The following is a 22,582-nucleotide window of genomic DNA, read 5'->3' on the forward strand; positions in this document are numbered from 1 at the left end:
AACCCAGTGTAGCTCCAGCTACTGTTTTCCGTCAGCTGGAGATGCGGTAAACCGCAGGTAAAACAGTACGCTGGTAAAGGTGATAGCGATCGCCATGACTCAGGAGGTGCATCCGGAGATTGTGTAAATTCAAAGGATCGGTTGCTCCGACATGGGGTTCGTTTGTATGAGTGACTTCTGTTGGGTCAACAACTGTCACACTTCCTTTGCCCAGAACTTGCAGCCAACCATCTCGTTCAAACATGGCACAAGTGTCTTCATCGATACCAATGCCCAAGCGATCGGGATGGGAAGCAACAGCGCTCATCAGGCGTACCATGCGATTGCGATTGTGGAAGTGTTGATCCACAATCACTTCTGGGATAAAACCCAAGCCAGTGGCCATATCAACAAGAGAACGATTTGGGGATTCGCCGCTACCACCTCCTGCTATCATATGATGACCCATTACAGCTGCCCCTGCACTAGTTCCTGCTAAGGTGAGCTGTCCGGACCTAACCCGTTGTCGAATAATATCCATTGCTGGAGTATCTGCCAATACACCACAGAGGCGCAATTGGTCTCCTCCTGTCATAAATACCCCAGAACAGGCTTCTAAGGATGCTTGGATGTAAGGGTCTTCACACTGATCCCTTTCCCGAATGTCTAAGATTTCGACCTTCTGAGCACCCATTTCTTCAAAAATACGGATATACCTGCCACCAATAATGCTCGGCTCGCGAGATGCCGAGGGAATAATTGTAATATGGGCATTACTGGCACCAGAACGACTGACAAAAGTCCGCAAAATTTCACGTCCATGAACTTTGTCTTCTGCGCCTCCGATGACCAGAACAGCGGTTTTTGTTGCTTGGGGTGTCCTCATTTCCAGCGATTTAGCTTTAAGTTGCGGCATTGTGTTTCTCCCGTCAACAACTTCAGGTGAATTAAACAAGGTCGTTCGCCTTTATGATTTTGCGCCTCGCCTCCTAAAGAGGACAGTGCTTTATGCACAACATGCCTCAGTTTTATAGTGTCTTTGCCATTCCGAAGAAGTCAGCACCTTATTTTTCACCTGATGAGTGTTGGCTTATGAAAGCAATCTCCATTCCAAAACCCTTCTGCATCCCTAATAAAGGGGGAAAAGTAGGTCATGAGACACTTTTTTCTGAGACTGGCTTGATGCATCCTGGAAGTTGTCAACTCGGTTAGTTAAATAATTTAAATGTAGATGTGACAATATTTAAACATAAATTAAGTAGTTAGAAAAACTTGTATTGCCACGGAAAATGTTAGTTTTCCAGTACTTTTAGATACTCTTGATGTCGATTGTATGTGTAATACAAAACATCGAATTCTATGTAGTACAGAGATCCCAACTTTAGAATAGTGTCCTCCAATACGAAATACTGTGCGCTTTGATATAGTTACGCTATTTCCTGACTGTTTCACTTCTGTTCTCACTTCCGGGCTGATAGGTAAAGCCCTGGCAAAACAGATTGCCCAAGTAAATTTGGTTAACCCAAGAGACTTTACTACCGATAAACACCGGAAAGTTGATGATGAACCTTACGGGGGGGGTGTAGGGATGCTGATGAAGCCAGAACCTATCTTTACCGCCGTAGAGTCGCTACCGACTTTACCCAGAAGAGAAGTTATCTTGATGAGTCCTCAAGGTCAAACCATAGATCAATCCCTGTTGCGAGAACTCGCTACAAACTACAACCAGTTGGTCATCATCTGCGGGCATTATGAAGGAGTTGATGAGCGAGTACTGCATTTGGTTGACCGTGAAGTGTCCTTAGGCGATTTTATTCTCACAGGGGGTGAACTGCCAGCAATGGTTTTAATTAACGGTGTCATACGTCTGATACCCGGAACCGTTGGCAAAGCAGAATCTCTGAAAGCAGAAAGTTTTGAAGAGGGTTTGTTGGACTATCCCCAGTATACTCGCCCCGCCATATTTCGCGGGTGGAAAGTCCCCGAAGTCCTTCTCTCAGGGAATCACGCCGCAATTGCCAAGTGGCGGTACGAACAACAAATTTCTAAAACCCGTCAGCGCCGTCCCGATTTGCTTAAAAATTGGGAAGAGAACAGTGCCAGTGACCAGTGACCAATCCAAAATCCAAAATCCAAAATCCAAAATCCAAAATCCAAAATCCCCAATTATGAACATTCGTATTGGTAATGGTTACGATATTCACCGCTTGGTGAGCGATCGCCCTCTGATTTTGGGCGGAGTTAATATTCCCCATTCTTTGGGTTTGTTAGGACACAGTGATGCGGATGTTCTAACGCACGCGATTATGGACGCTATGTTAGGGGCGCTTTCTTTGGGAGATATTGGACATTATTTTCCTCCCACCGATCCCCAATGGGCGGGAGCAGATAGTTTGGTGCTGTTGAGTCAAGTCAATCAACTGATTTGCGATCGCGGTTGGCTAGTCAGCAACATTGATTCAGTCGTCGTAGCAGAACGCCCAAAATTGAAACCACACATTGAAAAAATGCGCTCAAAAATAGCCAGTGTTTTACAAATCGAACCCGATCAAGTTGGCGTCAAAGCAACAACCAATGAAAAATTAGGTCCGGTAGGGAGAGAAGAAGGGATTTGTGCCTATGCTGTAGTTTTACTCACACAGGATTAGGAGTCCCTCATCCCTCGTTCCCAGGCGGAGCCTGGGAATGCCTTACCAGAGGCTCAGCCTCCCATCTTAACAAATTGTAATAAAAGAGTACGTTACACTGAAGAAGCCTACAATGCTAATTTAAAACACGAATTAACTAGGATACAAATTAATGATTGATAGCAGTAAACCAGCTATAAGTTGGTGGGAATTAAGAGCAATACAAGCTCTAAATTTAGAAGATATAGAGCATCCCGATTTAATCGTCTTAGACAAAGACGAACAAGTTGTTCTCATAAGTAATATAAAAGGTTTTCCTTTTGACTTGAATAAAAGTAAAACTCGCGAGAAGGCTATTATAGAACTTATTGAGTACCTAAAAGCCGCAAAAACAGTAATTCCCTTCGCCATGATTGTTGACTTAGAAAAAATTTTGTTTTTTCAATGGAATGGAAATGATTTATCAGAGCCAATTCTATGTCTTGAAACTAATGAAGTTTTAATTCATTACGAACCAGAATTTAACAAAAGACAAATCTTTAATCTTTATTTAAAAACACTAACAGAAGCTTGGATTAGCGATTTTTGTTACCATTGGAAAATGGAAACACCACCAAGGTCACAAGAAATTGCAGAAATTGGTTTATTGGAAAGATTAGAAGGCGGAATTACTCAATCTTAAGTAGTGCAGGCAAGTGATACTTTATATAGAAACTAATTTTTTAATGAGCATTGCTCGTGGTCGAGATGAACAAGCTGAAGATTTACTACAAAATACGCCTACATTAGTCCATATGGTAATTCCCAGTCTTTGCTATTTTGAATCTTTAACAACATTAGATTTAGAAGAAAAATACAATCAAGATTTTCTTAATAAGTTAAATCTTCAAATTAATGAAGCTGAGCGAGATAAAACTTCACAGTTTGCTCAGTTATACGTGAGCCAGTTAAAACAAGCTAAAATTAGCTTTAACAGTCACACTAATGAAACTAAAGAGCGTTTTTATAAGACTTTTTACAAACTTAAAAGCAAAACCGAAGAAAATCCACCAGGAAAACAAGAAATAGAAGCCACTGGTTTGTTGGCACTCCTGAAAAACGGATATATCCAGCCTGAAGTAGAAATTAAAATTGATAGTCAGAATAGATACATTGTTTTAAGATATTATCATCCGCGTACTGATGATTTTTAAGTGGCATGATTTTGTAAATCGAAACTAACTTTGCCATGAGTATTGCTACAGGACGCGATTAATGCATAAGACAAACTTAGAACGTGAATTAGCTAGGATGGACAAGGTGTAGTAGCTGAACAAGGCTGTCACACTCATTTACTCAAGTATGGAAGTGTGTATAAAAAGCTTTGGGATGCACAAACAAAAGGATGCGCTAATTTTGATTAAAATTGTATAAAAAATCACTATGACAGTGCTAGTAATCGCGAGCGCATATAAATATTCATCACTTTAGATGTAAGTAAAAGTTATGGGATTAGATGCAGTAAATTTATACTTGGAAAAAGTGACAGAACAACATGCTGAAACTCTATATCCCTATCTAAGTGATTCACGATTGTATGAATATCTTGAAGATCCTATTCCAACCCTCGCAGAAACTAGTCGTAAGTTCAAGTTTGCTGCCCTAGAAAAATCACCTGACAACGACACAATGATCTGGTTAAAATGGGTAGCTACAAACTTTCGACGGCAACATGTAGGTGTTGTCGAAATAGGTCTATTTGAAGATGGATATGCTGAGATTGGCTTCATGACATTCGTTGATTTTCAGAACCAAGGGTATGCTTCTACTTATTGCTGCTTAGCCATTACTAAAGCAAAACAGCGCTTCCATTCATTCACACTACATGCATCAGTTAACGAGCAAAATTTAGCCTCCCGTAAAGTAATTGAAAAACTTGGATTTGAGCTATATCAAGTGAATAAGAATGCAGAATTTATCAAAGAAAAACAATCTGATGAACTAATTTATCGTCTGTTTGTTTGAAGCATAGGACATTATTTTCCTTCTACCAATTCCCAATGGGCGGGAGCAGATAGTTTGGTGCTATTGAGTCAAGTGCATCAACTGGATTGCGATCGCAGTTGGCAACTCAGCAATATTGATTCAGTAGTCGTAGCAGAAAGAAATATTTTGCAAAAACATATTGTAGATAAACTAATATTATAATGTATATTTTATCATTCAAGCTTGTATCCTAGTGAAATCAGGATATTTTTAAGTAACAACTATAAAGAGTTTGGCAAAACAGAAGTTACAGAAATTTTAGAAGATGCAGGTATTCAGTATCTCAAAAAGAACCAAAACTTACTTGGTTGGCTGTAATCACAAAGAGTTAACCGAACTGTTACTGCATAGCTACTCAAGTAGCTTAACTTTTTCCTCGATCCGGTGGCTCCGCCTAGGAACACCTTATTAGAGGCTCCGCCGCCAGTCTTAACAAATTGTAATTTCAAGGAGCGTTATACTACGTTAATGCATAATACAAATTTAGAACGTGAATTAGCTAGGATGTCTATTGATTTAATGAATAAACTATGAACACTCAAGAATTAGAAAAAACCGTCTATCGTATCAAGCCTGACATTGTTATTTTAGACAGTAATGAATTGATAGTTTTGTTGGCTCAGGCTCAAGCCGATCCCAAAAAACAAGGAGATACATCTGAAGTTATTTCCTGGCTAAAATCTGGAAATGGAGCAATTCCCTTTGTCATGTTTATTGACTTGAAAAGTATTCAAATTTTTAAATGGGACAATCTCAATTATTCAGAACCAGTTTGCATCTTTAATACCGTTGATGTGCTTACTCCTTATGGTCTTAAGCTTCCCGATAAATGGATATCTAACCGCTTCCTTGGAACTCTTGTAGAATCGTGGTTAGGAGATATACGCCATACCTGGAAGCTAGATAACCCACCAGGAGAAGAACAGATAAAAGCCATCGGTTTGTTAACACTGCTCAAAGATGGAGAAACACAACCTGAAGTAGACATCAAGATTCATAGCGACTTAAAATACATTGTTTTGAGATATTATCATCCCCGTCCTGGGGATATTTAATTCGCATGCTATTGTATGTTGAAACTAACTTCATAATAAGTATTGCCACAGGACGTGACCCCCAAGCTAATACATTATTGTTAAATACCCCAGCATCAGTTCAAATAGTAATACCAAGCGTATGTTATATGGAAGCGTTATCAGTCTTGGAGGCTGACCAAAAGTCTCGTCTCCGTTTTCAGAATGAATTGGATATTAGAATTAACGACGCACAGCGAAATCTGACTTCACAGCACGCTCAATCTCTGTTTTTTCACTTACGGCAAGCTCGGCTTGAAAATGAGCGATTGCTTAAAGAGGTAGAGACAAATTTATTTGAAGCTTTTCAAAAATTGGCAACAAAAGCTGAGATGATTCCTCTAACTTCTAATATGATTCAGGCTAACTGGCAAACAAACCCTAATAAGGAACCGACAGATAAATTGATATTACATAGCATCCTTAATCATGCTAGGTTAAACCCTACAGAAATTAAGGTGTTCTTAAGTGGAAATACCAACGACTTCGGCAAAAGAGAAGTACAAGATATTTTAGGTGAAGTTGGAATAAATTATTATTTTGCTAGTACACAAGCATTTTTGAGTTGGTTAGAAAATCAGCTTAGTTAGAAAATAAAAATACAAAGTAATTGTGTACAAGATTTCAAAAAACAAAACTTTGATCGTTTGGCTACAATCGCAATATTTATACAATAGAAATTTATGTTTCCTGTTATTTTACGTAAGTGGTTAATCATCTTGCTAGCGCTGTTTAGCACTATAGCGATCGCATCTTGCAATTCAGCAAATTTTAAAACTCAAGCTGCTGCTCAAGTTACCCAAATTGTCGCCCATACTGGCTCAGAACCTAAAACATTCAACTATGCACTCATTGCTGAATTTCCCAATATTGCACCATTCATTAACGAAGGATTAATTACACAAGATAAATCTGGAAAAATTGAGCCAGCATTGGCTGAAAAGTGGGAAATTTCTAATGATAAACTGCAAATTATTTTTACCCTAAAAAAAGAAGTGAAATGGTCAGATGGTTATCCTTTAACAGTTGATGACGTTGTCTTTTCTTACAATGACGTTTACTTTAACCCAAAAATTCCTGCTTATCCCCAAGAAAGTCTGAAAATAGGAGAAAAAGGTCTTTTTCCCAAAGTAAGAAAACTTGATGAACGTCGGGTAGAATTCACTACACCAGAACCTTTTGCACCTTTTTTTCGTGCTACAGGAGCAGCAATCTTACCCAAACATAAACTGGCTGAGTCGGTAAAAACAAACGACTCATCAGGTAAGCCAAAGTTTATGTCTACTTGGGGAATGGATACCAACCCAAAAGAAATTGTCTCTAACGGTCCTTACGTCATTGAAAGTTACTCCCCTAGTGAACGTTTGGTGTTCCGTCGAAACCCCTATTATTGGCGTAAAGATGCTCAAGGGAAGCAACTACCTCTGATTGAACGTATTGTTTGGCAAATTGTCGAATCTACAGATACAGCCATAATTCAATTTCGTTCTGGAGGATTAGATGTACTTCCTGTTGGACCTTCAACCTTTGCTTTATTAAAACGGGAAGAAAAGCGAGGTGATTTCACTATCTATAACGGTGGTTCTGATTCAAGCAGTACGTTTGTGACTTTCAATCTCAATAGAGGAAAAAGGCAAGGAAAACCACTTGTAGATCCAATTAAGTCTCGCTGGTTCAATACAGTTGCTTTTCGACAGGCAGTAGCATATGCTATTGATCGGAAAACAATGAATAGCAATACATTACGAGGAGTGGGAGATATACTCGATTCTCCAATTCCCGTACAAAGCCCTTACTATCTTTCTCCTAAAGAGGGGCTGAAAGTTTATGATTACAACCCTGAAAAATCCAAGCAATTACTGTTAGGAGCAGGGTTTAAGTACAAAAATAACCAATTGTTTGATGCTGACGGTAATCGTGTTCGCTTCGCAATGATATCTCAAACTGGTAACAGGCGTATAGAAGCAATGGGAGCGCAGATTAAAACGGATTTAGCCAAAATTGGTATTCAAGTTGACTACCAACCAATTGATTTTGGTACTATTGGCGAAAAACTTTCTAACACTCTTGATTGGGAATGTTGGTTTGGAGGAAGTACAGGAGGAATTGAACCTCATGGCGGTTTTAATATGTGGTCTCCTGATGGTTCATTCCATCCCTTCAATCAAAAACCCCTACCCGGACAAACCCCAATTATTGATCGCGTAGTGACTGATTGGGAAGAAAAAATAGGTCGTCTTTACGTGCAAGGTGCGAGAGAATTAAATGAGGCAAAACGCAAAGCTATCTACGGTGAAACTCAGCAAATTACTCAAGAATACTTACCTTATATTTACCTAGTCAATCCTATTGTTATGGCGGCTGTTCGCAATCGCGTTCAAAATGTTGATGTCTCTAGTTTGTATTATGAAAATGTGTTGTGGAATGTCGCTTACCTCAAAGTTGTGGATTAATATGTAGGGAGCGCGATCTCCGTAATGCACCTACAGATTTAAGATTATCTTTCTAAATTAGATGAAGAGGAGTGACCCAAAAACCTCAAATTTATGAATTCACAAATTTCTAAATTGATTTTTCGACACAGTTGGATTTTTGCTTTACTCAGTTTTGTCGCCTTAGCCCTTAACAGCTGCAACCCAGCAGAGATGAAAACCGCAGCTGCTCAAGTACCCCAATTGTTATACTCTATTTCTGCTGAGCCGAAAACCTTTAACGTAGTACTAAGCAATGAGTCACCCAATGTTTTTAGTCCTATTTACGAGGGATTGATTACTGAAAACGGAGTCACTGGCCAACTTGAACCAGGTATGGCTGAATCTTGGCAAGATGAAGGACAAAGGATTGTGTTTACCCTGCGAAAGGGATTGAAGTGGTCGGATGGGGAGCCACTAACGGTAAACGATGTTCTTTTTACCTTCAATGATGTTTACTTCAACAAGAATATTCCTACAAGCATCAGAGATATACTTCTGATTGGGAAGAGTCGCGCTTTACCAAAAGTTCGCAAATTAGATGACCGCCGGGTAGAATTTACTGCTCCGGAACCATTTGCACCTCTTTTAAGAACAGTTGGCGGGTTACCAATCGTTCCAGAACACTCTCTGCGCCAATCAATAACGACTAAAAACAAAGATGGAAATCTCCTGTTTCTGTCCACTTGGGACACAGGTACAGATCCAAAAAAAATTGTTTCCAACGGTCCGTTTATGCTGAAAAGTTACGTAACGAGTCAACGAGTCACTTTTCAACGCAATCCCTATTACTGGCGGTGGGCTGTCCGGGGAAATCAAGAGCCGAACATTGAGCGCATGGTCTGGGAAATTGTGGAAAGCCCGGACACATACTTGGTGCAGTTTCGTTCTGGAGGATTGGATATTATCGCAGTTCAAGCAAGGAATTTTTCTTTGTTGAAGCGCGAAGAGAAGCGAGGAAAATTTACTATCTACAACGGTGGACCAGACACTGGCTCAATTTATATTTCCTTTAATCTCAATAAAGGTCGTCGGAACGGAAAACCTCTTGTCGATCCAATTAAGTCTCGCTGGTTTAATAACGTTGCTTTTAGACAAGCAGTAGCCTACGCTATCGATCGCCCAAAAATGCTTAACAACGCTTTGCGGGGGATAGGCGAGTTGCAATACTCAGGGACTTGGGTACGCAGCCCCTACTACTTTTCTCCAGAACAAGGTTTAAAAGTCTACGATTACAATCCAGAGAAAGCAAAGCAACTTCTACTAGGCGCAGGATTTCAATACAACGCACAAGGACAGTTGTTGGATGCTGATGGTAACCGAGTTCGCTTCACACTGTTAGCAAATACTGGTAGCAGAACCGCTGAGGTAATAGGTTCGCAGATGAAGCAAGATTTGGGTAAACTCGGTATTCGGATGGATTTCCAACAAATTGACTTTGGGACGCTCGGAGACAAGCTAGGGAATACCTTTGAGTGGGAAGCTATGTTTGGTGCTACGACTGGCGGTGGTCTTGACCCTAACAGTAGTGCCAATTTCTGGTCACCCGACGGTGAATTCCACCCGTTCAATCAAAAACCAACAGCAGGACAACCACCTCTTGAGGGTCGAGAAGTCGCTCCGTGGGAAGCTGAAATTGGTCGCCTCTATATTGAGGGGGCGCAAGAGTTAGACGAAGCCAAGCGTAAAGAAATTTATTGGGAAGCTCAGCGCATCGCTGCGGAATACGTACCCTACATTCACTTATTTACACCACTTTCATTGACAGCGGTGCGCGATCGCGTTAAAGGAGTGAAATACTCTGCCTATGGTGGCGCACTTTGGAACCTCTATGAGTTGAAAGTTACAGATAAATAGGTTAGTTAGGGACTTCCAAATAAAAAAGTCTTCAAATATCTCTTGTGGTACAGGCGTCTCGCCTGTCACTAGTAGAAAACGGGCGGGGACGCCTGTCACTAGTAGAAAACGGGCGGGGACGCCCGTCCCACAAGATTGGGTAATTTATTTCTTGGAAATCCCTTAGTTGGAAGTAGTAACGGCTACCAACGCTTAACAGAAACCCGGTTTCTTCAAGAAACCGGGTTTCTTCCGTGAGTTGAGTTGTATTATGCAAAAAGTATAGAATATCTGTTCCATGCTTTTTGCTCTCTTTCCTCGTCGTCGCCGTTGGCTTTCTGTTGTTCCGATATTAATTTTAGGGTTGGTTTGCCAGTTAGCTTTTACGAGTTGCAACCCCACCAATCTAAAAACTGCAGCAGCACGAAATGTATCCCAATGGGTTACCAGTACTATTGGCGATCCCCAAACTTTTAATTATCCCTTTAATAATGGCTATCCTCATGTCTTTTTATTTACGACTTTAGGGCTAACAACTCTTAATGGTGAGACTGGCAAAATAGAGCCAGATTTAGCGGAATCTTGGGAAATTTCTGAGGATAAAAAGCAAATAGTTTTTACCCTACGCGAGGGGTTAAAATGGTCAGATGGCGAACCACTAACCGCCGATGATGTTCTCTTCACTTATCAAGATATAATTTTTAATCCTAAGATTCCTACAGATTGGAAAGATAGTTTGAAAATAGGTTCGAGTGGTGCTTTTCCTACAATACGGAAAATTAGCGATCGCAAAGTTGAATTTACTCTTCCCGAATCTTTCGCTCCTTTTCTCTACACAACCACAGGTGGCTCGACAAATTCAATTGGTATTATGCCAAAACACGCTTTGGCGGAATCCTTAAAAACTCTAGATGTTAATGGAAATCCGCAATTTGTATCAACTTGGGGAGCTGGTACAGATCCGAGCCAAATTATTGTCAGCGGTCCTTACAAAATAGAAAGCTATGCACCGAGTCAACGTGTCATATTTAGGCGCAATCCTTATTATTGGCGTAAAGATAGTCAAGGAAACCAATTACCTTATGTTGACAGGATTATTTGGCAGATTATTGAATCTACAGATTCGATAATACTTCAGTTTCGTTCTGGAGGATTAGATGTAGTAGAAGTTTCTCCAGAAAATTTCTCTTTACTAAAGCGAGAAGAAAAACGAGGTAAATTTACTATCTACAATGGTGGACCAAGATTATCTCAAAATTTTCTATCCTTCAATCTGAATAAAGGTAAGCGTAAAAACGGACAGCCTGTGGTCGATCCTATTAAATCTCGTTGGTTTAATACTTTAGCATTTAGACAAGCTATTACCCATGCCATCAACCGAGAAGCATTACTCAATAATATTTTTCGAGGAATTGGTATCTTACAAAATTCACCGATAGAGGTACAAAGCCCTTACTACCTTTCTCCAGAAAAAGGCTTGAAAGTTTATGATTACAACCTCAAGAAAGCTAAAGAATTACTACTGAAAGCAGGGTTTCAATATGATGCTAAAAACCAATTATTAGATGCAGACGGAAATCGAGTCCGTTTCTCACTAATAACAAACGCTGAAAATAAAACTCGCGTAGCAATGGGAGCACAAATTAAATATGACTTGAGTACAATTGGCATTCAAGTAGATTTTAATGCAATTGCTTTCAACACGCTTGTAGATAAACTGACCAATTCCCTTGACTGGGAATGCTATCTATTAGGTTTTGTGAGTGGAGGATTTGAACCTAATGATGGCTCTAATGTTTGGTTACCAGAAGGGGGGTTACATACTTTTAATCAAAAACCACAACCAGGACAGGAACCCCTTATTGGTTGGAAAGTAGAAGATTGGGAAGCAGAAATTGGTCGATTATATAAACAAGGAGCACAAGAGTTAGACGAAGAAAAACGCAAAGAAATTTACTTTGAAACGCAACGCTTAACCCAAGAATATTTGCCATATATTTATTTAATCAATCCTTTGTCTTTGTCAGCAGTGAGGAACCGCCTTCAAAACATTAAATACTCTGCGGTTGGTTCCCAAGCAGGAACAATGTGGAATAAATATGAACTTAAGGTAAGTCGGTAGGGGCGCAAGGCATTGCGCCCGTACATGGTTAGTGGTTAGTAGAATAATTAACAACAAACAACTAACAACTAACAACTAACAACTAACAACTAACAACTAACAACTAACAACTAACCAATGACAAACAACAAAACTTTACGATCGCTCCTAGAATCTGTCGCCCAAGGTAACGTGACCCCAGATGTTGCCCTAGAATCGCTCAAACACTTATCTTATGAATCGGTAGGCGAGTTTGCCAAAATAGACCATCACCGCGCCCTCAGAACGGGTTTTCCTGAAGTTATCTGGGGACCGGGCAAAACTCCCGAACAGATTGCTCAAATTATGGAGATCATGCGCCAAAACAACCCAGTGGTGATGGCTACCCGTATCGATCCCGCTCTTTATGCTGCATTGCAACCTAAAGTCAAGGGTTTGCACTACTACGACTTAGCCCGAATTTGTGCTATCGCTCCCCCAACCATTGAACCGCAGTATCCTGGTATCATTGGCATTCTTTCTGCTGGTACTGCCGATTTACCCGTAGCTGAAGAAGCCGCTGTCACAGCCGAACTTTCTGGTTTTCGAGTGCAGCGTCTTTGGGATGTAGGAGTTGCTGGAATTCACCGTTTGCTAAACAACCGTCACGTTATTGAATCAGCATCAGTATTGATTGTTGTGGCGGGAATGGAAGGCGCTTTACCCAGCGTAGTTGCAGGTTTGGCAAATTGTCCCGTGATTGCTGTTCCCACTAGCATTGGCTATGGAGCAAGTTTTGGAGGATTAGCACCGCTATTGACAATGTTGAACTCTTGTGCTGCTGGTGTGGGGGTTGTCAATATAGACAATGGATTTGGCGCTGCAGTGTTAGCGGGACAAATTTTGCGAACAGCCGCGAAATTGCGGTTGGCATCCCCTGAGTCATGAGGTTATGACGGTAGGCAAACTGATTCTGAGGCTCAACATGAAACGTTGGATTACATTGGCTGCATTTGCCCTAAGCTTTCTATTAACAATTTTTATATCTACTAACGACACAGTCACTGCTGAAAGTAAAATTGATACAACCTGTACTTATAACGGTGTTAAGCTTTACGGCAAAGTACAGATTGTCAAAGATCTCCCGGATATTACCGTAGAAAAGGTTAATGTCTTCCCAGATTTACAAGTTCAAAAAGTGACGGAATTTCCTCAAGATTGTGGCAAGTGGCAAATCGTTGAAGACTTTCCCGACTTTAAAGTCAAGTTCGTTAAGGAATTTGCGGACATCAAAATCAAGATGGTGGACATCTTTCCCGGTTTGCCTTGAAGAGAGGGAGTGGGGAGTGGGGAGTGGGGAGTAGGGAGTAGGGGTGAGTTATTATTTTGCCACTGGACAATTTTATATATTTCGGTTATTACCAAGGAAAGTTTTAAGGATAAAGTATAAAATTTTATCCTTTGTCTTTTATCCTTCATCTTTCATTAAAATATATGGACATGTTTACTGATTCAATATCTTATTTAACGTGGTGGTCGTCTTTAGACTGGACTGTGCTAGCGCAAACTATCACTGACCCCAACCTTCTCGGTCAGATGCAAAAAGCTTTTACGCACTTTGTGCATACAGGTCAAGCTTGGGCGCTCTTGATTGGATTGGCTCTTGGTTATATGATTCGGAATTTAACGAGTTACGGCTGATCTAATTTTGGATTTTGGATTTTGGATTTTGGATTTTGGATTTTGGATTTTGGATTTTGGATTTTGGATTTTGGATTAGGTTAATCTAGAATCCAAAATTGGCAATCTAGAATCCAAAATTGGCAATCTAGAATCCAAAATTGGCAATCTAGAATCCAAAATTGGCAATCTAGAATTCAAAATTGGCAATCTAGAATCCAAAATCCAAAATCCAAAATCCAAAATTGTATGGCTGCACAAAACACTTGGAGTCAACGGTTTGAATCGGCGTTGCATCCCGCAATTGCTCGGTTTAATGCCAGTATTAATTTTGATATTCAGCTTTTAGAGTATGACTTGACAGGGTCTCAAGCTCATGCGGAGATGCTCGCTCATACTGGTATTCTTTCTCAAGAAGAAGGCGAGCAACTTGTCAAAGCTCTAGACAAGATTCGCGAGGAATATCAACAAGGTAACTTTAACCCTGGTATTGAGGCAGAAGATGTCCATTTTGCCGTTGAACGTCGTCTTGTGGAAATGGTGGGCGATTTAGGTAAAAAGTTACACACTGCCCGTTCCCGAAATGACCAGGTGGGTACTGATACTAGGCTTTATCTTCGAGATCAAATCGAGCAAATCAGAAATCAATTGCGCGAATTTCAAAATGTTTTGCTAGATATTGCCGAACAACATATTGAAACACTGATTCCGGGTTATACTCACCTACAACGCGCTCAGCCTCTAAGTCTAGCCCATCACTTACTGGCATACTTTCAGATGGCACAGCGCGATCGCGAACGTCTTAGAGATGTGTCTCGCCGAGTGAATATTTCACCGTTGGGATGCGGTGCTTTGGCGGGAACTACTTTTCCTATAGACCGCCACTACACTGCCAAATTGTTAAAGTTTGATGACATTTATGCTAACAGCCTTGATGGAGTTAGCGATCGCGATTTTGCCATTGAATTTCTCAGTGCAGCTAGTATAATTATGGTTCACCTCAGTCGTCTTTCAGAAGAGGTGATTTTATGGGCATCTGAGGAATTTAGCTTTGTCACCCTCAAAGATAGCTGTGCAACTGGTTCCAGTATTATGCCCCAAAAGAAAAACCCCGACGTACCAGAATTGGTCCGGGGTAAAACTGGGAGAGTCTTTGGTCATCTGCAAGCAATGTTGGTGATGATGAAGGGATTACCCTTGGCATACAACAAAGACCTGCAAGAAGATAAAGAAGCTTTATTTGATAGTGTCAATACAGTCAAAGCCTGTCTTGAGGCAATAACAATTTTACTTCGGGAAGGTTTGGAATTCCGTACCCAGCGCTTGGCAGAAGCAGTAACAGAAGACTTTTCCAATGCTACGGATGTAGCAGATTATTTAGCAGCCCGAGGTGTACCCTTTCGAGAAGCATATAACCTTGTAGGCAAAGTTGTTAAAACCAGTATTGCCGCCGGTAAACTTCTTAAAGATTTACGCTTAGAGGAGTGGAAAGAACTTCACCCAGCTTTTGACGCAGATATTTATGAAGCAATATCGCCGCGTCAAGTTGTTGCTGCTCGTAACAGCTATGGTGGCACGGGATTTGAACAAGTGAGACAAGCACTGCTTCTTGCCCGCAGTCAAACTTCAGAGACTGGGTACTAGGGACAAAGGGAGTGGGAAACTATCCTCATCCCCCATTCCCAATCACCAGCCATAATTATGGGCGTACATTTGTACGCCCGCCATAACTTAAAGAGCAAATATTGCGAGCAGCGTTTCTACTCAGCATCAACAGCTGCTGCGCCCTCATCCTCTTCACTCTTTGGCGGTCTTTGCTGGAATCTTCTATTGTTCATCCGTCCTGTTGTAGTCCGTTTACGAAACTTTCGGGCATACGCCTGGTTCCGTAGCGCCTTTTCTTTTTTCGGATTGCGGCGCTTAGCCATGTTCACCTCATTAAATAAACAACAAAAAATCGCTTCTAGGGTTGATGTAGGCAGTATCTGCTGTTGAGCTTACTTGTTCTTCTCACCTAGATTGGCGACATCTATATTTTAAACAGCAATCTATAATAACCCATTATAGAGGTGTCGTCAACTGACTTGAAAATAGGGAGTAGGGAGTGGGGAGTGGGGAGTAGTGGTCGAATCAGTGTTTTCTGAGATAACCTTTAAGATATAGCTCCAAACCACAGCTATTTTTGTATCAATTTAAACTCAGCATTTTTGTTGAGAAGTGTTATGTGGTAAGGTTCTCTACACTACAAGACAAAATTTGAAAATTGAACAATTTTGCTTTTATGGATGTGGCTGTTCAGTCCACACGTAGTTTATGGCGATTTGGACAAACTGTACTTGGCATAATCTTCCGCCATCCAGTTCCGGGGACAAGTATCATTCCCATATTACCGGATGGTCGGATTGTTTTAATCCGGCGACGAGACAATGGTCTCTGGGCATTACCGGGAGGTATGGTGGATTGGGGGGAAGATGTTCCGAGTGCAGTAGGACGGGAGTTGAGAGAAGAAACCGGATTGGAATTAGTGAAAATTCGGCGTTTGGTGGGTGTTTACTCCGCACCAGATCGTGACCCCAGAATCCATTCGATTTGTATTGTTGTGGAAGCAGATGTACGGGGAGACATGGATGTCCAAGATACGTTGGAAGTTATGGAAATCCAAGCTTTTCCAGTCAATTCCCTCCCGCCTGGGAAAATGTCTCACGATCACACTCGCCAATTACAAGACTATTTAAATGGTTTGACAACGCTGGCTTGAAAATTATGAATTATGAATTATTTTTTCATCATTCATCATTCATCATTCATAATTTCCACTAGTGTGAATGACTATATTAAATAGCAATATGGACTCTCTATTTCGTAACTCCCGGAGAAAGCTTTCTCAAGGGCTTTTGTTCTGGCGTGAAGTTGGTGCAGGAACTCCTGTTATTTTCCTACACGGTTCGTGGAACGATAGCAGCCAATGGGTGTCCTTAATGGAATTGCTTTCGCAAAATTTTCATTGCTTCGCACTAGATTTATTTGGCTTTGGTGAATCTGAACATCCAAACATCCACCATTCGATAGATTTACATGTTGAGTGTCTGGCTGAATTTTTGCAGGCTTTAAAACTAGAAAGGGTGTACTTGGTAGGGCATTCCCTTGGAAGTTGGATTGCTGCTAGTTATAGTTTGAAATATCCAGAACAAGTTTATGGTTTGGTGTTAATATCACCAGAAGGTATCGCAATTGAAGGACAACAAAAGCGTTTACGAAAGATGCGGCGTATATTTAAGTTTCCACCAACATTGTTTCAAATATTGAGAGTGCTCCGCCCAATCGCGAAAATTTTTGGCTGGGATGAACAAATTGAACGAGATTGGAAGTTACGTCAGGCAATGCTAGGTTATCCCACAGCTTGTGAATTACTCTTCCAACGTCAAGAACCAGAAATCAAAGCAGAGTTGCTGCAAGATCGATTGTCCTCAATATTGGCTCCCGTTTTAATTTTGGAAGGTGGAAAAGACTCAAAAGAGTTTCTGGACATGAGTCGAGCTTATGCTCAGTATCTTTCTCAAGCAGAGTTGAAAGCGATCGCTCACGGCGCACATAATTTACCTGAGTCTTGCGCTGCGGTTGTTGCTGGAGATATTCGTGATTTTTTAACAGTGACCAGTAACCAGTGACCAATTAATCCCCAATACTGCTCTCCTAAGCGGAAATTAGAACTCCGGTTTCTTGAAGAAACCGGGGTTCTGACGCCTCAACGATCGCTAACCGAGCAGTATTGAATTAATAAAAGTCGTTCATCCTTCTCTGCCTTGTTGCCGTACCAAATAATCTAAAAGTCTGTCAATTCGAGACAAAGCAGCTTCAGTAGTTCGCTTAAACTCCTGAAACTGAGATTTTTGTTCCTCATAGTTCCGGTCAAGTCTCCTCACAACTGCTTCTAAACTCTCAGTTCTGCCATCTACCCGGTCAATCGTTGTGCCTAACTTAGTGAACAAGCGCTGTGATTCAGACACAAAAGAGTCTACCTTACCGGACAGTTGGTCAACCCTTGTCGTCAACTGGTCAAGATGGGCTTGCGTTTGGTCTTGCTTCTGGCTCAACTGGTCGAGATGGGCTTGCGTTCGGTCTTGTTTCTGGCTCAACTGGTCGAGATGGGCTTGCGTTCGGTCTTGTTTCTGACTGAGTTGAGCAAGTCCTCGGTTAGCTGACTCAGCATAGGTTGCCGCAGATGCTAGCAGTTGTCTTACTGCTGCTAGGTCGTTTTCAACTCGGTCTAATCTGCTTGGGGTGTCCTGAGTCATGCAGCACCTCTATGTTTTTGAGTAGTGTCAGTTTGGTAAGGTAATTCGCCGCGCTCTTTAGCTTCTCTAACTCCCAGCTCAATTAGAAAAGCAGCCAGATTGGCAGTAGGTCTACCTTGTAACTCGGCTAATCGCTCCAAGTCATTAAAAACAGAATCGGGTACGGTAACTGAGAACTTCTTACTCACTTGCTTATAAAAGTTTGTTCTATTTTCTCCCATGGTATCTCTACAACAATCTTTGAATCTGCTTTTTAGATGCTTTTTACAAGATAGGCTCTAAAAAGATTCTTTTAAGCATTGAATTAGATGGTATCATGAATTTGATCTGTAACGCCTCAATTGATACCAACTTGTTGTTTAATAAGAAACACTCAATTGTTTGGACAAGAAGGTCAAATACCTTGCTGTTAGCTGAATTTTCCCCAATTGCTGCGATCTCCACCGCCCCTACAGGTGTCAAAAAACTACAAACCCTATCTCAAAATGATTCTGTCAATCTTTGGGTTCCAGAATCTTTAGCGGATATCCAAGGTACTCAAGTTTACACAGGTTCCCTGAAACAACACATAGCAAATCTGTGGCAAACACACCGTGCTTTTGTCTTTTGTTTGGCAACTGGTGCAGTGGTACGTTTAATTGCGCCTTTGTTGCAACACAAATCCACCGACCCCGCAGTGGTAGTCATAGATGAAGCAGGACGTTTTGTGATTAGTTTGTGTGGCGGGCATCAAGGCGGTGGCGATAAGCTAGCACAGTTAATTGCCTTACAACTGAGTGCAACACCAGTTTTGTCTGGTGCTTCTACCAGTTTGGGGTTACTAGCAGTAGATATTTTAGGTGTACCCTTTGGTTGGAATCGAGGCGAGGGCGATTGGACGGGTGTCAGTGCATCTATTGCACGCTTTGAACGAGTGCAAGTCATTCAAGAAACAGGTTCGACTCTTTGGCAAACAGCTTTCGGCACTCAACAATCGGCTTTCACTTTTCAAGAAGACTCTTCTGCCACAGCTAAAATTTGGATTACCTCCAAACTCCCCCCTCCCTCACTCTCTCACTCCCTCACTCCCTCACTCCCTCACTCCTCCGTTCCTCAAATCCACTGGCATCCACGAGTTTTATGGATTGGAATTGGCTGTGAGAGAGGAACTTCAGCACAACTGATAGAAAAGGCAATTCAACAAGTTTTTCAAGAACATCAACTAGCAGAAAATGCGATCGCAGGAATTGCCACCATAGACATTAAATCTGATGAAGTTGGTTTGGTAGAACTTTGCCAAAAACGCAATTTGCCTTTAAAAACCTTTACCTCAGATATCCTCAGCAAAATTTCCGTTCCCAATCCGTCTAAAGTTGTCGAAAAAGAAGTCGGAACCCCCAGTGTTGCAGAAGCTGCTGCTTTATGTGCCGCCCAATGTAAAACTCTACTCATTGCCAAACAAATCTTTAAACCCTCACATTCCCACTCTCCCACTCCCCCCCCCCCCCCCTCCTCCCCTCCTCCCCAAGGTGCTGTGACAATAGCTGTTGCCCAAGCAGAAAAAGAATACACTGGTCGTACTGGGCAACTGTTACTTATTGGCACGGGTCCGGGACAAATTAATCAAATGACACCAGCCGCACAAGCTGCCGTCAGTAGTGCAGATGCAATTATTGGTTACAGTTTATATGTAGACTTAATTAACCCTATTCTTAGACCCGGACAAATTGTCGAAGCTTTACCAATTACAAAAGAACGTCAACGCGCCCAACGGGCAATTGAGTTGGCGAATTGGGGATTACAAGTAGCCGTTATATCTTCTGGAGACTGTGGAATATACGGGATGGCAGGTTTAGTACTAGAAGAGTTGCAAACCCAAGACTGGGATGGCAAAACGCCTGGAATTCAAATCTTTCCAGGCATTACCGCCATGCAAGCTGCTGCATCTAGAGTGGGAACACCTTTGATGCATGATTTTTGTGCTATAAGCTTGAGCGATTTACTTACACCATGGGAGATGATTGAAAAGCGTTTAGAAGCAGCAGCCGTTGCTGATTTTGTTACTGCTTTATACAATCCTCGCTCTCAAACGCGTATTCAACAGCTTGTGACAGCCAGAGATATTTTCCTCAAATATCGCAATTCCAATACACCAGTTGCTGTGGTGCGATCTGCATACCGTCAAGACGAGCAAATTAGTCTCACAACTTTGGGTAAATTACTTGAAGTTTCTATTGATATGTTGACTACGGTATTGATTGGCAATTCCAATACACGTTTTCATGCTAATTGGATGGTGACACCAAGGGGATATCTTGGTTTTGCTAGCCATTTGGGCGAAGAAAATAACTAATTATACTAGAAACCACTGATAGTACAATTGAACCTAGTAAAGCAGGTATAAAACCATCAATAGCAAAACCATAACCAGGTGTGAAGACACTCGCCAGCCAAAGGGTAAAAGCATTCAGAACAAATGTAAACAACCCGAAGGTGAGTAGGGTAATGGGAAATGTGAGTATACCTAAAATAGGTCGAACGATCGCATTAACTAGCCCGATAACGATAGCTGCTATCAGGGCTGCAACAAAATTTTTAATCTCAAAGCCAGGAACAATGTTGGAAGTTACCAGCAATGCTATGGCAGTTCCCAGCCAAGTTAATAAAAAATGTATCATAAATTTTTTCCATCTTTCTGTTCACAATATTCCTATCAAGCTAGGATCTTTGCAAGCTGTTTGCTTTGCGATCGCTATGAATGTCACCACTAAGCGACTAACTCTTGAGGAATATCTCAATTATGACGATGGCACGGACGCGCAATACGAGCTTGTAGCAGGAGAATTAGTTGCAATGCCACCGGAAAGCCCTTATAATTCCGCGATCGCTCTTTATCTGCTAGTAGAGTTCCTCAAGTTTGTTCCCATACGCAGGCTAAGTCACAAAGATATTGAGATTGTAGTGAGTGGTGTCCGTACTACGACACGGCTTCCTGATTTGATGGTTTTAACTGAAGAATTGGCAGAAGCATTACAGGGTAAACGGCGTGGAACCATCACCTTAGATATGCCACCTCCTGCACTAGTTGTCGAGGTTGTATCTCCTGGTAAAACGAATCAAGATCGAGATTACCGCTACAAGCGTTCTGAGTACGCAGCCAGAGGAATTTTGGAATATTGGATTGTTGATCCAGAAAAAGCTCAGGTGATGGTGCTGACACTAGTTGATGGTTTTTATGAAGGAGCCACTTTTAAAGGCTCGGAAATGATTCAGTCTCAAATGTTTTCAGCATGGGAAATGACTGTAGAGCATCTGTTAAAAGCTGGACATTAAAACTCTGTTTCTGCAAAAGTTTTCACAAAAAACATAAATCTTTTCATAAATTTTTAGCTAAGGCATCGACAATGGCTTATTTATCTAGATAATGATTTGTTAAGCTGTAAGCGCTGGTACGAGGAGCAATGTCAGCGCAATGCACTGGTTGTTATCTGGTCGTTTGAGAGTAGAGAAGTTGACGGTTAAGATAGTAGACTTACCAGAATCGTTAGAAGGTACGAAGCTGGTACATCTATCTGACTTGCACTATGATGGCTTGCGATTGTCAGAGAAAATGTTACAGGAGGCGATCGCAATCAGCAATCAAGCTGAACCCGACTTAGTTGTACTTACAGGTGATTATGTAACTGACGATCCATTACCCATTCAGCAACTGGTGCTACGACTTAAACATTTGCAAAGCCGTGCCGGAATCTATGCTGTTCTGGGCAATCATGACATATATTACAAACGTTCAAAAGCCGTAGTCACGGATGCACTTAACAGCATTGGTGTTACAGTGCTTTGGAATGAAATTGGTTATCCATTTGGTCAAGAACTACCATTCGTGGGGTTAGCTGATTATTGGTCGCAAGAATTTAACCCCAAATTGGTTATGGATCGGTTAGAAGCTACCAAACCTTGTATTGTATTATCCCATAATCCCGACACAGCCGAGATTTTGCAAAAATGGCGAGTCGATTTGCAATTATCCGGTCATACTCACGGCGGTCAAATTGTGCTTCCAATAGTGGGACCTGTCGTGGTTTATTACAAAAAGTTTGTTCGCAAAGTTTCTAAAAAAATCCGGCGCTGGGTGCCTTATTTGCGAGGAGACTGCACGAAAGTCGTCAAACATTGGGAATGGGCGCAGGGTTTCCACAAAGTAGGGACAAATCAACTTTACGTCAATCGTGGTTTGGGAACTTACCCCCCAGGACGTTTGTTCTGCCCACCTGAAGTGACTATCATTACTTTAGTGAATGAAAAGGTTTAGAGAACAGGAATCGGGGTCAGGGTAGAGACAATTTCAATGAACTAACCGCCAAAAGCTACTATAGGTTACTGCAAGCAGCTTCTGGCGGTTTATGGTTAATTCGATCGATTGATAAAAAAACAGTAAAGTAACTCAGCTAAGGTGGACAAAATTCGCAACTAAACCTGTTCAGAAATTTGTGTTCTTTTATTCACAGCTAGGCAAACATTTTTGCTGTACGTTCAA

Annotated in this window: 24 protein-coding genes and 1 pseudogene; 20 read left to right on the forward strand and 5 right to left on the reverse strand. The window is 41.4% G+C overall.

Annotation, left to right across the window (positions count from 1 at the left end; translation table 11 throughout):
* Positions 1–31 precede the first annotated feature (31 nt).
* The gene (locus WA1_RS41270) at positions 32–895 is read right to left on the reverse strand and encodes a cyanophycinase (protein ID WP_017742892.1); all 864 of its coding nucleotides are present in this window, start codon (positions 893–895) and stop codon (positions 32–34) included.
* A gap of 495 nt (positions 896–1,390) precedes the next feature.
* On the opposite strand from WA1_RS41270, the gene trmD reads away from it, so the two are divergent.
* The 15 genes and pseudogenes from trmD to argH all read left to right on the forward strand — a co-directional run bounded on the left by trmD (position 1,391) and on the right by argH (position 15,415).
* Complete coding sequence (trmD, locus tag WA1_RS41280) at positions 1,391–2,092, forward strand: tRNA (guanosine(37)-N1)-methyltransferase TrmD (protein WP_017742894.1); 702 nt, start codon at positions 1,391–1,393, stop codon at positions 2,090–2,092.
* Positions 2,093–2,147: 55 nt separating this feature from the next.
* Positions 2,148–2,627 (forward strand): 2-C-methyl-D-erythritol 2,4-cyclodiphosphate synthase, encoded by a 480-nt coding sequence (gene ispF / locus WA1_RS41285; protein ID WP_026134582.1) that lies wholly within the window; start codon positions 2,148–2,150, stop codon positions 2,625–2,627.
* A 151-nt stretch (positions 2,628–2,778) separates the two neighbouring features.
* Positions 2,779–3,288, forward strand: a complete 510-nt coding sequence (locus tag WA1_RS41290; RefSeq protein ID WP_017742896.1) for a hypothetical protein — start codon at positions 2,779–2,781, stop codon at positions 3,286–3,288.
* 43 nt (positions 3,289–3,331) lie between these two features.
* Positions 3,332–3,799: a hypothetical protein gene (locus WA1_RS41295; RefSeq protein ID WP_017742897.1), complete on the forward strand. Its 468-nt coding sequence runs from the start codon at positions 3,332–3,334 to the stop codon at positions 3,797–3,799.
* Positions 3,800–4,091: 292 nt separating this feature from the next.
* Positions 4,092–4,610, forward strand: a complete 519-nt coding sequence (locus WA1_RS41300; protein WP_017742898.1) for a GNAT family N-acetyltransferase — start codon at positions 4,092–4,094, stop codon at positions 4,608–4,610.
* 3 nt (positions 4,611–4,613) lie between these two features.
* Positions 4,614–4,772, forward strand: a pseudogene (locus tag WA1_RS54010) (2-C-methyl-D-erythritol 2,4-cyclodiphosphate synthase); the annotation flags it as partial.
* A gap of 389 nt (positions 4,773–5,161) precedes the next feature.
* A complete protein-coding gene (locus tag WA1_RS41305; RefSeq protein WP_017742901.1) occupies positions 5,162–5,686 on the forward strand; it encodes a hypothetical protein in 525 nt (174 codons plus the stop codon).
* A 5-nt stretch (positions 5,687–5,691) separates the two neighbouring features.
* A complete protein-coding gene (locus WA1_RS41310; protein WP_066613201.1) occupies positions 5,692–6,294 on the forward strand; it encodes a PIN domain-containing protein in 603 nt (200 codons plus the stop codon).
* 93 nt (positions 6,295–6,387) lie between these two features.
* Positions 6,388–8,157, forward strand: coding sequence for an ABC transporter substrate-binding protein (locus tag WA1_RS41315; RefSeq protein WP_017742903.1), 1,770 nt, complete (start codon positions 6,388–6,390; stop codon positions 8,155–8,157).
* A 93-nt stretch (positions 8,158–8,250) separates the two neighbouring features.
* Complete coding sequence (locus tag WA1_RS41320; RefSeq protein ID WP_017742904.1) at positions 8,251–10,032, forward strand: ABC transporter substrate-binding protein; 1,782 nt, start codon at positions 8,251–8,253, stop codon at positions 10,030–10,032.
* A 277-nt stretch (positions 10,033–10,309) separates the two neighbouring features.
* On the forward strand, positions 10,310–12,133 hold the full coding sequence (locus WA1_RS41325) for an ABC transporter substrate-binding protein (protein ID WP_017742905.1): 1,824 nt from the start codon (positions 10,310–10,312) through the stop codon (positions 12,131–12,133).
* A 117-nt stretch (positions 12,134–12,250) separates the two neighbouring features.
* A complete protein-coding gene (gene larB / locus WA1_RS41330; protein ID WP_017742906.1) occupies positions 12,251–13,039 on the forward strand; it encodes a nickel pincer cofactor biosynthesis protein LarB in 789 nt (262 codons plus the stop codon).
* 4 nt (positions 13,040–13,043) lie between these two features.
* The gene (locus WA1_RS41335; RefSeq protein WP_017742907.1) at positions 13,044–13,421 is read left to right on the forward strand and encodes a 7(1) septoil knot domain-containing protein; all 378 of its coding nucleotides are present in this window, start codon (positions 13,044–13,046) and stop codon (positions 13,419–13,421) included.
* 170 nt (positions 13,422–13,591) lie between these two features.
* The gene (locus WA1_RS41340; protein WP_419183603.1) at positions 13,592–13,792 is read left to right on the forward strand and encodes a hypothetical protein; all 201 of its coding nucleotides are present in this window, start codon (positions 13,592–13,594) and stop codon (positions 13,790–13,792) included.
* Between the two features lie 228 nt (positions 13,793–14,020).
* Positions 14,021–15,415: an argininosuccinate lyase gene (argH, locus tag WA1_RS41345; protein ID WP_026134586.1), complete on the forward strand. Its 1,395-nt coding sequence runs from the start codon at positions 14,021–14,023 to the stop codon at positions 15,413–15,415.
* 116 nt (positions 15,416–15,531) lie between these two features.
* On the opposite strand, the gene WA1_RS58390 is transcribed toward argH, so the two are convergent.
* On the reverse strand, positions 15,532–15,699 hold the full coding sequence (locus WA1_RS58390) for a hypothetical protein (protein WP_017742910.1): 168 nt from the start codon (positions 15,697–15,699) through the stop codon (positions 15,532–15,534).
* A 353-nt stretch (positions 15,700–16,052) separates the two neighbouring features.
* Between WA1_RS58390 and WA1_RS41350 the strand changes: the two genes are divergently transcribed.
* Both WA1_RS41350 and WA1_RS41355 read left to right on the forward strand, forming a co-directional pair.
* Positions 16,053–16,529: an NUDIX domain-containing protein gene (locus WA1_RS41350; protein ID WP_017742911.1), complete on the forward strand. Its 477-nt coding sequence runs from the start codon at positions 16,053–16,055 to the stop codon at positions 16,527–16,529.
* A gap of 88 nt (positions 16,530–16,617) precedes the next feature.
* Entirely contained in the window at positions 16,618–17,439 is an 822-nt protein-coding gene (locus WA1_RS41355; RefSeq protein WP_017742912.1) for an alpha/beta fold hydrolase, read from the forward strand.
* A 120-nt stretch (positions 17,440–17,559) separates the two neighbouring features.
* On the opposite strand, the gene WA1_RS41360 is transcribed toward WA1_RS41355, so the two are convergent.
* Both WA1_RS41360 and WA1_RS41365 read right to left on the reverse strand, forming a co-directional pair.
* Positions 17,560–18,066 carry a 6-aminohexanoate hydrolase gene (locus WA1_RS41360; protein ID WP_066613204.1) on the reverse strand — a complete coding sequence of 169 codons (507 nt, stop codon included), beginning with the start codon at positions 18,064–18,066 and terminating at the stop codon, positions 17,560–17,562.
* Entirely contained in the window at positions 18,063–18,254 is a 192-nt protein-coding gene (locus tag WA1_RS41365) for a ribbon-helix-helix domain-containing protein (RefSeq protein ID WP_026134588.1), read from the reverse strand. Before WA1_RS41365 ends, WA1_RS41360 begins: the two co-directional genes overlap by 4 nt.
* A gap of 128 nt (positions 18,255–18,382) precedes the next feature.
* Here WA1_RS41365 and cobJ point away from each other — a divergent pair, with 128 nt between their 5' ends.
* A complete protein-coding gene (gene cobJ, locus WA1_RS41370) occupies positions 18,383–20,398 on the forward strand; it encodes a precorrin-3B C(17)-methyltransferase (RefSeq protein WP_081403041.1) in 2,016 nt (671 codons plus the stop codon).
* Here cobJ and WA1_RS41375 read toward each other — a convergent pair.
* Positions 20,370–20,723 carry a phage holin family protein gene (locus WA1_RS41375; protein ID WP_017742916.1) on the reverse strand — a complete coding sequence of 118 codons (354 nt, stop codon included), beginning with the start codon at positions 20,721–20,723 and terminating at the stop codon, positions 20,370–20,372. The two genes, cobJ and WA1_RS41375, sit on opposite strands and share 29 nt — an antisense overlap.
* A gap of 76 nt (positions 20,724–20,799) precedes the next feature.
* Between WA1_RS41375 and WA1_RS41380 the strand changes: the two genes are divergently transcribed.
* Both WA1_RS41380 and WA1_RS41385 read left to right on the forward strand, forming a co-directional pair.
* Positions 20,800–21,378 carry a Uma2 family endonuclease gene (locus WA1_RS41380; RefSeq protein ID WP_026134590.1) on the forward strand — a complete coding sequence of 193 codons (579 nt, stop codon included), beginning with the start codon at positions 20,800–20,802 and terminating at the stop codon, positions 21,376–21,378.
* A 139-nt stretch (positions 21,379–21,517) separates the two neighbouring features.
* Complete coding sequence (locus WA1_RS41385) at positions 21,518–22,357, forward strand: metallophosphoesterase (RefSeq protein WP_017742918.1); 840 nt, start codon at positions 21,518–21,520, stop codon at positions 22,355–22,357.
* The last annotated feature ends 225 nt before the right edge of the window (positions 22,358–22,582 follow it).

The sequence above is a fragment of the Scytonema hofmannii PCC 7110 genome, from assembly GCF_000346485.2.
GTDB classification, from domain to species: Bacteria; Cyanobacteriota; Cyanobacteriia; order Cyanobacteriales; family Nostocaceae; genus Scytonema; species Scytonema hofmannii.

Coding starts and splice junctions, on each gene's coding strand:
- WA1_RS41350 (WP_017742911.1), top strand. CDS start 16,053: ATGGATGTGGCTGTTCAGTCCACACGTAGTTTATGGCGATTTGGACAA.
- WA1_RS41315 (WP_017742903.1), top strand. CDS start 6,388: ATGTTTCCTGTTATTTTACGTAAGTGGTTAATCATCTTGCTAGCGCTG.
- WA1_RS41355 (WP_017742912.1), top strand. CDS start 16,618: ATGGACTCTCTATTTCGTAACTCCCGGAGAAAGCTTTCTCAAGGGCTT.
- WA1_RS41295 (WP_017742897.1), top strand. CDS start 3,332: ATGAGCATTGCTCGTGGTCGAGATGAACAAGCTGAAGATTTACTACAA.
- argH (WP_026134586.1), top strand. CDS start 14,021: ATGGCTGCACAAAACACTTGGAGTCAACGGTTTGAATCGGCGTTGCAT.
- WA1_RS41325 (WP_017742905.1), top strand. CDS start 10,310: ATGCTTTTTGCTCTCTTTCCTCGTCGTCGCCGTTGGCTTTCTGTTGTT.
- WA1_RS41310 (WP_066613201.1), top strand. CDS start 5,692: ATGCTATTGTATGTTGAAACTAACTTCATAATAAGTATTGCCACAGGA.
- WA1_RS41320 (WP_017742904.1), top strand. CDS start 8,251: ATGAATTCACAAATTTCTAAATTGATTTTTCGACACAGTTGGATTTTT.
- WA1_RS41290 (WP_017742896.1), top strand. CDS start 2,779: ATGATTGATAGCAGTAAACCAGCTATAAGTTGGTGGGAATTAAGAGCA.
- WA1_RS41340 (WP_419183603.1), top strand. CDS start 13,592: ATGTTTACTGATTCAATATCTTATTTAACGTGGTGGTCGTCTTTAGAC.
- WA1_RS41305 (WP_017742901.1), top strand. CDS start 5,162: ATGAACACTCAAGAATTAGAAAAAACCGTCTATCGTATCAAGCCTGAC.
- WA1_RS58390 (WP_017742910.1), bottom strand. CDS start 15,699: ATGGCTAAGCGCCGCAATCCGAAAAAAGAAAAGGCGCTACGGAACCAG.
- WA1_RS41385 (WP_017742918.1), top strand. CDS start 21,518: ATGCACTGGTTGTTATCTGGTCGTTTGAGAGTAGAGAAGTTGACGGTT.
- WA1_RS41270 (WP_017742892.1), bottom strand. CDS start 895: ATGCCGCAACTTAAAGCTAAATCGCTGGAAATGAGGACACCCCAAGCA.
- WA1_RS41380 (WP_026134590.1), top strand. CDS start 20,800: ATGAATGTCACCACTAAGCGACTAACTCTTGAGGAATATCTCAATTAT.
- WA1_RS41300 (WP_017742898.1), top strand. CDS start 4,092: ATGGGATTAGATGCAGTAAATTTATACTTGGAAAAAGTGACAGAACAA.
- larB (WP_017742906.1), top strand. CDS start 12,251: ATGACAAACAACAAAACTTTACGATCGCTCCTAGAATCTGTCGCCCAA.
- WA1_RS41360 (WP_066613204.1), bottom strand. CDS start 18,066: ATGACTCAGGACACCCCAAGCAGATTAGACCGAGTTGAAAACGACCTA.
- WA1_RS41375 (WP_017742916.1), bottom strand. CDS start 20,723: ATGATACATTTTTTATTAACTTGGCTGGGAACTGCCATAGCATTGCTG.
- cobJ (WP_081403041.1), top strand. CDS start 18,383: ATGAATTTGATCTGTAACGCCTCAATTGATACCAACTTGTTGTTTAAT.
- ispF (WP_026134582.1), top strand. CDS start 2,148: ATGAACATTCGTATTGGTAATGGTTACGATATTCACCGCTTGGTGAGC.
- WA1_RS41335 (WP_017742907.1), top strand. CDS start 13,044: ATGACGGTAGGCAAACTGATTCTGAGGCTCAACATGAAACGTTGGATT.